The organism is Neptuniibacter sp. CAU 1671, assembly GCF_029222905.1.
Classification (GTDB): Bacteria; Pseudomonadota; Gammaproteobacteria; order Pseudomonadales; family Balneatricaceae; genus Neptuniibacter.
This window is the reverse complement of sequence record NZ_JARHUE010000005.1, coordinates 275,661-284,815: the sequence shown is the minus strand read 5'-3', so window position 1 is coordinate 284,815 and position 9,155 is coordinate 275,661. Positions and strand designations below refer to the sequence as shown.

Here is a 9,155-nt window from a genome sequence, read left to right as displayed (position 1 = left end):
TTCGAATACATCGAAGTATTTTATAACCGCATACGTAGGCACTCGGCTTTGGGCTATGTCAGTCCGGCAGAGTATGAGCGCAAATGCGCATAACCTAGTGTCTACTTTTTGTGGGTAGGACCAATTTTAATTGTTTGGTCTCTGCCTCGCCTTCGCAGGAACAATCATCTGCTCCAGATCATTGGTAGCGAACCTTACTGCTTCATTTTTTAATGGCCAAAAAAAAGGCAACCAGATGGTTGCCTTTTGCGATGTGGATTGTAAGGACGAAGTCTTAACGACCCAGTTTCTTACGAATCTGCTGTAGGGTACGCAGCTGCGCAGCTGCTTCAGCCAGCTGAGTGGCAGCTTTCGAGTATTCAAACTCGGAAGAACGATCTGCCATCTGCTGTTCAGCATGTTTCTGTGCTTCCTGAGCGGCTGCTTCATCAAGGTCAGCGGCATGCAGTGCAGTGTCCGCCAGAATTGTGACCTTGTGAGGCTGAACTTCAAAGAAGCCACCGGACACATAGAAGATATCCTGCTCGCCACCCTGTTTGCGTAGCTCGACAGGGCCTGGTTTCAGTTCCGTCAGAAGCGGAGCGTGACCCGGATATACACCCAGGTCACCCAGGCTACCTGTTACGGATACGAACTCGATCAGGCCAGAGAAGATCTCTTCTTCAGCACTTACGATGTCGCAATGAACAGTCATAGCCATATTTTTACCTCGTAAAGGTTAGCGAAAGGCAATTACATGCCTTTCGCTTTCTCGATCGCTTCTTCGATACCACCGACCATGTAGAACGCCTGCTCTGGCAGATCGTCGTACTGGCCTTCCAGGATGCCTTTAAAGCCGCTGATAGTATCTTTCAAAGAGACGTATTTACCTGGAGAACCAGTAAATACTTCTGCTACGAAGAACGGCTGAGACAGGAAGCGCTGAATTTTACGCGCACGGGCTACCAGAGACTTGTCTTCTTCAGACAGCTCGTCCATACCCAGGATCGCAATGATGTCCTTCAGCTCTTTATAGCGCTGCAGTACACCCTGTACGTTACGGGCAACGTCGTAATGTTCCTGACCGATAACCAGTGGGTCCAGCTGACGAGAGGTGGAATCCAGTGGGTCAACAGCAGGGTAGATACCCAGCTCTGCAATCTGACGGGACAGTACTACAGTCGCGTCAAGGTGAGAGAAGGTGGTTGCTGGTGACGGGTCAGTCAAGTCATCCGCAGGTACGTATACGGCCTGGATAGACGTGATGGAACCAGTTTTGGTAGAGGTGATACGTTCCTGCAGAACGCCCATCTCTTCCGCCAGTGTTGGCTGGTAACCTACCGCAGAAGGCATACGACCCAGCAGTGCAGATACTTCAGTACCCGCAAGGGTGTAACGGTAGATGTTGTCAACGAACAGCAGTACGTCACGACCTTCATCACGGAATTTTTCCGCCATGGTCAGACCGGTCAGTGCTACACGCAGACGGTTACCTGGTGGCTCGTTCATCTGACCGTATACCAGAGATACTTTGTCCAGTACGTTGGACTCTTTCATCTCGTAGTAGAAGTCGTTACCTTCACGAGTACGCTCACCTACACCTGCAAACACGGAGAAACCGGAGTGCTCGATCGCGATGTTACGGATCAGCTCCATCATGTTTACAGTTTTACCTACACCCGCACCACCGAACAGACCAACTTTACCACCCTTAGCGAATGGACAAACCAGGTCGATTACCTTGATACCGGTTTCCAGCAGTTCGTTAGAAGCTGCCTGATCAGCGTAGGAAGGGGCTTTACGGTGGATAGGCATACGCTCTTCTTCACCGATCGGGCCACACTCATCAATTGGGTTACCCAGAACGTCCATAATACGGCCCAGAGTGGCTGTACCTACAGGTACGGACACTGGCGCGCCAGTATTGGACACTTCCAGACCACGGCTCACACCTTCGGTCTGACCCATGGCGATTGCGCGAACAACACCGTCGCCCAGCTGCTGCTGAACTTCCAGTGTCAGACCGTTTTTGTTCACGGTCAGCGCGTCATACACCTTCGGCACAGAATCACGTGGGAATTCCACGTCAACTACCGCACCGATAATCTGAACAATAGTTCCGCTACTCATGTTCGGATCCTCTTAAAATTTAACCTGTGACCTGCGTTAAACCGCTGCAGCACCGCTGACGATCTCAGAAATTTCCTGAGTAATCGCAGCCTGACGAGCTTTGTTATAAATCATCTGAAGCTCATCAATCATTGAACCGGCGTTGTCTGTTGCGTTTTTCATCGCCAGCATACGTGCTGCCTGCTCACAGGCATTATTCTCAACCACCGCCTGGTAAACCAGAGACTCTACATAGCGAACCAAAAGGCCGTTCAACAGCTCTTTGGCATCTGGCTCGTAGATATAATCCCAGTGGTGATTAAGTTGTTTTTCGTCATCTTCTGCTTTCAGTGGAAGCACCTGATCGACAGCAGGTTTCTGGGTCATCGTATTCACGAAATCGTTAGATACGATGTACAGCTTATCCAGTTTGCCTTCGTCGTAAGCATCCAGCATGACCTTCACAGCACCGATCAGGTCAGCAACTTCAGGCTTGTCTCCCAGATGGGTTTTGACTGCAACAACGTTGCCGCCAAAATTCCGGAAGAAAGACGCTGCCTTGCTGCCCAGGGCGCAGATGTCGATTTCGACACCCTGATCATGGAACGCTTTCATGCTTTTCACAGCCGCCTTGAACGCGTTAACGTTCAAGCCACCACACAGACCACGGTCGGTTGCAACAATCACAAAACCAACACGTTTAGTCTCACGCTCCTGCATGTACAGGTGTTTGTACTCAGGATTGGACTTGGCCAGGTGCTGAATTACACCACGGATACTCCGGGCGTACGGGCGAGATGACTCCATGCGATCCTGTGCTTTACGCATTTTGGAAGCCGCAACCATTTCCATGGCGCTGGTGATCTTCCGGGTGCTCTGCACACTCGCAATCTTTGTCTTAATCTCTTTTCCGACTGCCATAGTTCCGCCTATTTGACTTAGTGTTAGATCTGCACGCGCTGCATGCAGATCACTCACTCAAACCGAGTTATTACCAAGTTTGGGTAGACTTGAACTTCTCAATGCCGGCTTTGAACTGGGCAGCGATCTCGTCAGAGTAGTTGCCAGTCGCATTGATATCTTTCATCAGGTCAGCCATTTCGCTGTTGAAGTAAGAGATCAGTGCTGCTTCAAAGTCCAGGATTTTGTTCAGCTCTACATCCTTCAGGTAACCTTCGTTCGCAGCGAACAGACTCAGACCCATCTCAGCGATGGACATTGGAGAGTACTGTTTCTGCTTCATCAGCTCGGTTACAGCCTGACCGTGCTCCAGCTGGGCACGAGTGGCGTCATCAAGGTCGGACGCAAACTGGGCAAATGCTGCCAGCTCACGGTACTGAGCCAGTGCCAGACGCACACCGCCACCCAGTTTCTTGATGATTTTAGTCTGAGCTGCACCACCTACACGGGATACCGACAGACCTGCGTTAATTGCAGGACGGATACCGGAGTTAAACAGGTCGGATTCAAGGAAGATCTGACCGTCGGTGATGGAGATTACGTTGGTTGGTACGAACGCGGAAACGTCACCACCCTGTGTTTCGATTACAGGCAGGGAAGTCAGGGAGCCAGTCTGGCCTTTAACTTCACCGTTGGTGAATTTTTCAACGTAGTCAGCGTTAACGCGCGCAGCACGTTCCAGCAGACGGGAGTGCAAATAGAATACGTCACCTGGGTAAGCTTCACGGCCTGGTGGACGACGCAGCAGCAGGGAGATCTGACGATATGCCCATGCCTGCTTGGTCAGATCGTCATAAACGATCAGCGCATCTTCACCGCGGTCGCGGAAGAATTCACCCATAGTACAACCAGCGTAAGGTGCCAGGAACTGCATTGCTGCAGGATCCGCTGCACCAGCAGCAACAACAATGGTGTGATCCATTGCGCCGTGCTCTTCCAGCTTGCGTACTACGTTAGCGATAGTGGACTGTTTCTGACCCACAGCTACGTAGATACACTTAACGCCGGTACCTTTCTGGTTGATGATCGCGTCGATTGCTACCGCAGATTTACCAATCTGACGGTCACCGATGATCAGCTCACGCTGACCACGGCCGATTGGTACCATGGAGTCAATCGCTTTAAGACCAGTCTGTACAGGCTGATCTACGGATTTACGTGCGATTACGCCTGGTGCAACCTTTTCAACCGCGTCGGTCAAAGTGGTTTCCAGTGGGCCTTTACCGTCGATCGGGTTACCCAGGGCATCTACTACACGGCCCAGAAGTTCACGACCAACAGGTACTTCCAGAATACGGCCAGTACAACGGGCAGTGGTGCCCTCGACCAGACCCTGGTAGTCACCCAGTACAACAGCACCTACAGCGTCACGCTCAAGGTTCAGCGCCATACCGTAGATACCGCCAGGGAATTCAATCATTTCCCCGTACATTACGTCAGCGAGACCGTGGATGGTGATAATACCATCAGACACGCTCACTACTGTGCCCTCGTTACGGGCTTCTGAAGACACATCTAGATTTTCGATGCGCTTCTTGAGAATCTCACTGATCTCAGAAGGATTCAGTTGCTGCATGCTTTTATTCCCCTCAGGAATTCATCGCTTCGGCCAACTTCGCGAGTCGCGCGCGAACGGAGCCGTCGATCACCAGATCTTCAGTACGAATCACTACACCACCCAGAATCGATTTATCGACCTGTGCTGTCAGAGTGATATCGCGACCCAGCTTGGTTTTCAGTGCCTGAGCCAGTTTTTCCTGCTGCTCGTCCAGCAAATCAAAGGCTGTGGTCAATTCCACATCCAGTGATTTTTCCTGATTCGCTTTCAGTTTGTTGAACTGAGCTGCGATTTCAGGCAACAGCGCCAGACGTTTGTTTGCCGCCAGCAGTTGAATAAAGTTTTTGCCCGCCTGATCGGCTTCTTCACAGATGCTGATCATCAGATCACCTTTCTGTGCATCCGTCATAGCGGGATTGCTCAGTACACGCGCTACTTTCTCATCTCCTGCTGCAGCCGCAGCCAGATTGAGTGTAGCGGACCACTGATCGAGGTTACCCTTACCCAGCGCGTATTCAAACGCCGCTTTAGTGTAAGGCCGAGCGACAGTGTTGACTTCAGCCATCGTTAAACCTCGCTTTAGAGCTCAGCGGCCAGTTTTTCAACAAGCTGTGCGTGGGCATTTGCATCGATGGAGGCTTCAAGAATTTTCTCGGCGCCTGCCACTGCCAGAGCTGCAACCTGAGCACGCAAAGCTTCACGCGCCTGGTTAACTTCCATCTCCAGTTCAGCTTGTTTAGCCGCTTTTACGCGACCAGCTTCTTCCAGAGCTTTCTCTTTGGCTTCTTCGATGATCTGATTAGCCCGCTTGTTGGCCTGTTCAATGATGGCGGCTGCTTCTTCTTTGCCTTTGCGCATATTTTCAGTGGCTTTTTCTTGAGCCAGCTGAAGATCACGCTCGGCACGCTCAGCAGCGTCCAGACCTTCGGCAATTTTCTTTTTGCGTTCTGCCAGTGCAGCCGTAATTGGTGGCCACACAAATTTCATGCAGAAAACTACAAAGATAGCGAATGCGATGGCCTGACCAATGATGGTTAGGTTGATATTCACGCCATTACCTCTCGCGGTTGATTAAGTGAATCGACAAGTCAGTCTTTAGACTTGCAGTTACTTACGCAACAGCGAACAGTACGTAAAGACCCAGACCCACACCAATCATTGGTACCGCGTCCACCAGACCCATTACGATGAAGAACTGGGTACGCAGCAGAGGGATCAGTTCAGGCTGACGAGCAGCACCTTCCAGGAATTTACCACCCAGGATACCGATACCTACCGCAGCACCTACAGCGCCCAGACCCATCATCAGCGCACCAGCGATGTACAGCAATGCCATTTCCATCAGATTTTCTCCAATTAAGTTTTGAAAGATTAAATTGAATTTAAAAAATCGTTTATTTCTTCTATTCAGCAATCACTTAGTGGTGATCATACGCCATGGCCAGATAAACAATCGTCAGGACCATGAAGATGAACGCCTGCAGCGTGATAACCAGAATGTGGAAGATTGCCCAAGGCACGGATAGTACCCACTGCACCCAGAACGGCAGCAAAGCGATCAGGATAAAGATCATTTCACCAGCATACATGTTACCGAACAGTCGCAACGCCAGAGATACCGGCTTAGCCAACAATCCGACAAGTTCCAGGAATAAGTTGAACGGCAGCATCAGTTTGCCCAGAGGCTGGAAGGAAAGCTCAGCCAGGAAGCCGCCCAGACCTTTCTGCTTGATGCTGTAGAAGATGATCAGCGCGAACACACTCAGAGCCATGCCTGCAGTCGCGTTAACATCAGTAGTAGGTACCACCTTCATGAAATGAACGCCCATTTCACCGGCGATAAATGGAATCCAGTCAACAGGGACCAGGTCCATGGTATTCATCAGGAAGATCCACACGAAGATGGTCAGCGACAGTGGCGCGATCAGCTCGTTTTTGTGGTGGAAGATCCCTTTAACGTTATCATCAACAAACTCGATGATGGTTTCGATAAAGTTCTGAGTACTGCCCGGTACACCGGCGGTTACATTCTTAGCAACCTTACGGAACAACCAAGTGAACAGAACACCCAGGGCAATGGACCAGCCCATAGTGTCTACGTTGATTGCCCAGAAACCCATTTCAGCAGCTTCCTGCGCACTGTGAGCCAAGCTCCAGCCATTAACAGGATGATTGCCAAACGTCAGGTTTGTCAGGTGGTGGGATATATACTCTGAGGATGTGACAGTTCCGCTAGCCATTCTCAGTTTCTCTCAGTCAAAGTTTCAGGAATCTTTTGTTTAGCTTCAGCTGCATCAGCCAGCCACTGATCTGCAGCAGTATGAATGTGCCAAATAGGGAAAAGGGGTCAACGGGCTTGAGCATAATAAAGACCGTTGCAAAGCCGAGGATACTTAAACCCATTTTCCATATTTGGCTCACGTACATTTCAGCAAGGGCACGGCGTGCGGTCTGGCCTTTACTGAAACGCAGGGCGCGGCTGGCGAAATAAAGATTGGGAAGGAGGTATACCCCAACAGCACCGAATGCTGATAAGGCTGCCTGGATTCCTAATACCACCAGCGCTAAGCCGGCGAGGATTATACCCAGTCCTGCCTGGAACAGAAAAACCTGAAAGGTCTGGCGACGAACATTACGGCTGTGCACCCCTTGTGGTCGGTTTGCGCGATCCGTGTTGATCAAAATTCCGCCTTTTCTTGCGTTTTGTCTGCCCGATCTTTATTTCGGAGCGCGTAGACACCCCAAAATGCGTGCCGATTATAGGGGTTAAAGAGGCCCGAAACAACAGCCAGTTGTTTCATTTGCACTAATGTCGTAACCAATGACCCAAGAGCGTGCGAAAGTAGTAAACCGGCTGAAGTAAGGCTTAACGTAGCTGTTGCAGGATGCTTTCCAGCACTTCGGCAGAATCATAGTTGATGGTGATCTTGCCTTTCCCCTTCGCATTCTCCGATATTGCCACCTTGGCTGAGAAACGCTGAGAAAGTTCAGACGCCAGCTGTGACAACTGAGGTGAAGGTTCCGGTTTGATCTTTTTCGCCGCCGCGTGATCGCCCTGTTGCAGTGCTTTGACCAGCGCTTCGGTCTGTCTTACGGAAAGGCCTTTGCCGACCACATCCTGAGCAGCTTCATACTGCAGCGGGTCCGCCAGTGCCAGCAGTGCCCGGGCATGACCCATTTCAAGATCACCGCATTCCAGCAGTTTTTTAACCCCATCGGAAAGGTTCATCAGACGCAACAGGTTGGTCACCGTAGAACGGGATTTACCTACCGCATCGGCCACTTCCTGCTGAGTCAGTTCAAACTCATCCTGTAAACGCTGCAACGAAACCGCTTCTTCAATCGGGTTCAGGTTTTCACGCTGAATGTTTTCGATCAGCGCCATGGCGATGGCCGCTTCATCCGGTACATCGCGGATGATGGCAGGAATCTCGGTTAAATCGGCCATCTGACTGGCACGCCAGCGTCGTTCACCGGCGATGATTTCATACCGGTCAGTATCGATCGGCCGCACAATGATAGGCTGCATCACCCCCTGGGCCCGGATCGAATTTGCCAGCTCTTCCAGTGCCACCGGATCCATATCACGTCGTGGCTGATAACGCCCGCGCTGAATCAGGTTCACCGAGAGTCGGTTATAGCCTTCAAGATTTTCCGTGGCACCTGCAGAAACAGCATGCTCTACGTCGGTCACACTGGAAAGCAGTGCATCCAGACCTCTGCCCAGGCCGCGTTTTTTTGCCATCGGTTATGCTTCCTCTGCTGGTGCTTTCTGTTTTTCTTCTTGATTGGTGCGTCGAATTAACTCACCGGCGAGTGCCAGATAGGCCACCGCCCCACGGGAATTTTTATCATACAAAATGGCGGGCAGACCATGACTGGGTGCTTCCGCCAGACGCACATTGCGGGGAATCACTGTACGGTAGACTTTGTCGCCAAAATACTCGACCAGATGGCTCGATACATCTTTGGTCAGACTCATTCGCGGATCAAACATAGTCCGTAAAATACCCTCAATCCTCAGACCAGGGTTGAGTCGCTGGTTAATCTTTTCAATGGTGTTAATCAGGGCTGAAATACCTTCCAGTGCATAGTACTCACATTGCATCGGAATGATCACACCGGCGGAGGATGCCAGCGCATTAACGGTCAGCAGGTTCAACGATGGCGGATTGTCGATCAGAATAAAATCATAATCGTCATTCACTTCCATCAGTGCCATCTTAAGCCGGAATTCCCGCCGCGGGATGTGTAACAACTCGACTTCAGCGGCGGTCAGATCTCCATTTGATCCAATCAGATCGTAACCGGCAGGGGTTTTTTTAATGATCGCCTCAGATGCCTTAGCCTGATCAACCAATACTTCATAGATGGTGGTTTCGAGGGTGTGTTTATCAATCCCGCTGCCCATGCTGGCATTGCCCTGAGGATCCAGATCCACCAGAAGCACACGTTTTTTGGTCGCTGCAAGAGATGCGGCCAGATTGACGCAGGTTGTGGTTTTACCCACCCCGCCTTTCTGGTTAGTGATCGTCAGGATCTTGGCCAC

General features: G+C 50.9%; 12 protein-coding genes. 1 reads left to right on the top strand and 11 read right to left on the bottom strand.

Going from position 1 to position 9,155, the window contains the following annotated elements; translation table 11 throughout:
- A partial coding sequence (locus P2G53_RS10960; protein ID WP_275815263.1) for an IS3 family transposase occupies nt 1–93 on the top strand: 93 nt, incomplete at its 5' end.
- A gap of 181 nt (nt 94–274) precedes the next feature.
- Here P2G53_RS10960 and P2G53_RS10955 read toward each other — a convergent pair.
- The 11 genes from P2G53_RS10955 to P2G53_RS10905 form a co-directional block, all read right to left on the bottom strand.
- Complete coding sequence (locus P2G53_RS10955; protein WP_275817140.1) at nt 275–700, bottom strand: F0F1 ATP synthase subunit epsilon; 426 nt, start codon at nt 698–700, stop codon at nt 275–277.
- Nucleotides 701–732: 32 nt separating this feature from the next.
- Nucleotides 733–2,109: a F0F1 ATP synthase subunit beta gene (atpD, locus tag P2G53_RS10950; RefSeq protein ID WP_275817138.1), complete on the bottom strand. Its 1,377-nt coding sequence runs from the start codon at nt 2,107–2,109 to the stop codon at nt 733–735.
- Nucleotides 2,110–2,145: 36 nt separating this feature from the next.
- Complete coding sequence (atpG, locus tag P2G53_RS10945; RefSeq protein ID WP_275817136.1) at nt 2,146–3,009, bottom strand: F0F1 ATP synthase subunit gamma; 864 nt, start codon at nt 3,007–3,009, stop codon at nt 2,146–2,148.
- A 70-nt stretch (nt 3,010–3,079) separates the two neighbouring features.
- A complete protein-coding gene (atpA, locus tag P2G53_RS10940; protein WP_275817134.1) occupies nt 3,080–4,624 on the bottom strand; it encodes a F0F1 ATP synthase subunit alpha in 1,545 nt (514 codons plus the stop codon).
- A gap of 13 nt (nt 4,625–4,637) precedes the next feature.
- On the bottom strand, nt 4,638–5,171 hold the full coding sequence (locus P2G53_RS10935) for a F0F1 ATP synthase subunit delta (RefSeq protein ID WP_275817132.1): 534 nt from the start codon (nt 5,169–5,171) through the stop codon (nt 4,638–4,640).
- Nucleotides 5,172–5,185: 14 nt separating this feature from the next.
- Nucleotides 5,186–5,656: a F0F1 ATP synthase subunit B gene (locus P2G53_RS10930; protein WP_275817130.1), complete on the bottom strand. Its 471-nt coding sequence runs from the start codon at nt 5,654–5,656 to the stop codon at nt 5,186–5,188.
- Between the two features lie 61 nt (nt 5,657–5,717).
- Complete coding sequence (gene atpE, locus P2G53_RS10925; protein WP_091354170.1) at nt 5,718–5,948, bottom strand: F0F1 ATP synthase subunit C; 231 nt, start codon at nt 5,946–5,948, stop codon at nt 5,718–5,720.
- Between the two features lie 76 nt (nt 5,949–6,024).
- Nucleotides 6,025–6,846, bottom strand: coding sequence for a F0F1 ATP synthase subunit A (gene atpB / locus P2G53_RS10920; RefSeq protein ID WP_275817124.1), 822 nt, complete (start codon nt 6,844–6,846; stop codon nt 6,025–6,027).
- A gap of 16 nt (nt 6,847–6,862) precedes the next feature.
- Nucleotides 6,863–7,288: an ATP synthase subunit I gene (locus tag P2G53_RS10915; protein ID WP_275817122.1), complete on the bottom strand. Its 426-nt coding sequence runs from the start codon at nt 7,286–7,288 to the stop codon at nt 6,863–6,865.
- A 184-nt stretch (nt 7,289–7,472) separates the two neighbouring features.
- Entirely contained in the window at nt 7,473–8,351 is an 879-nt protein-coding gene (locus P2G53_RS10910; protein ID WP_275817120.1) for a ParB/RepB/Spo0J family partition protein, read from the bottom strand.
- A 3-nt stretch (nt 8,352–8,354) separates the two neighbouring features.
- Nucleotides 8,355–9,155, bottom strand: a complete 801-nt coding sequence (locus P2G53_RS10905) for a ParA family protein (RefSeq protein WP_275817118.1) — start codon at nt 9,153–9,155, stop codon at nt 8,355–8,357.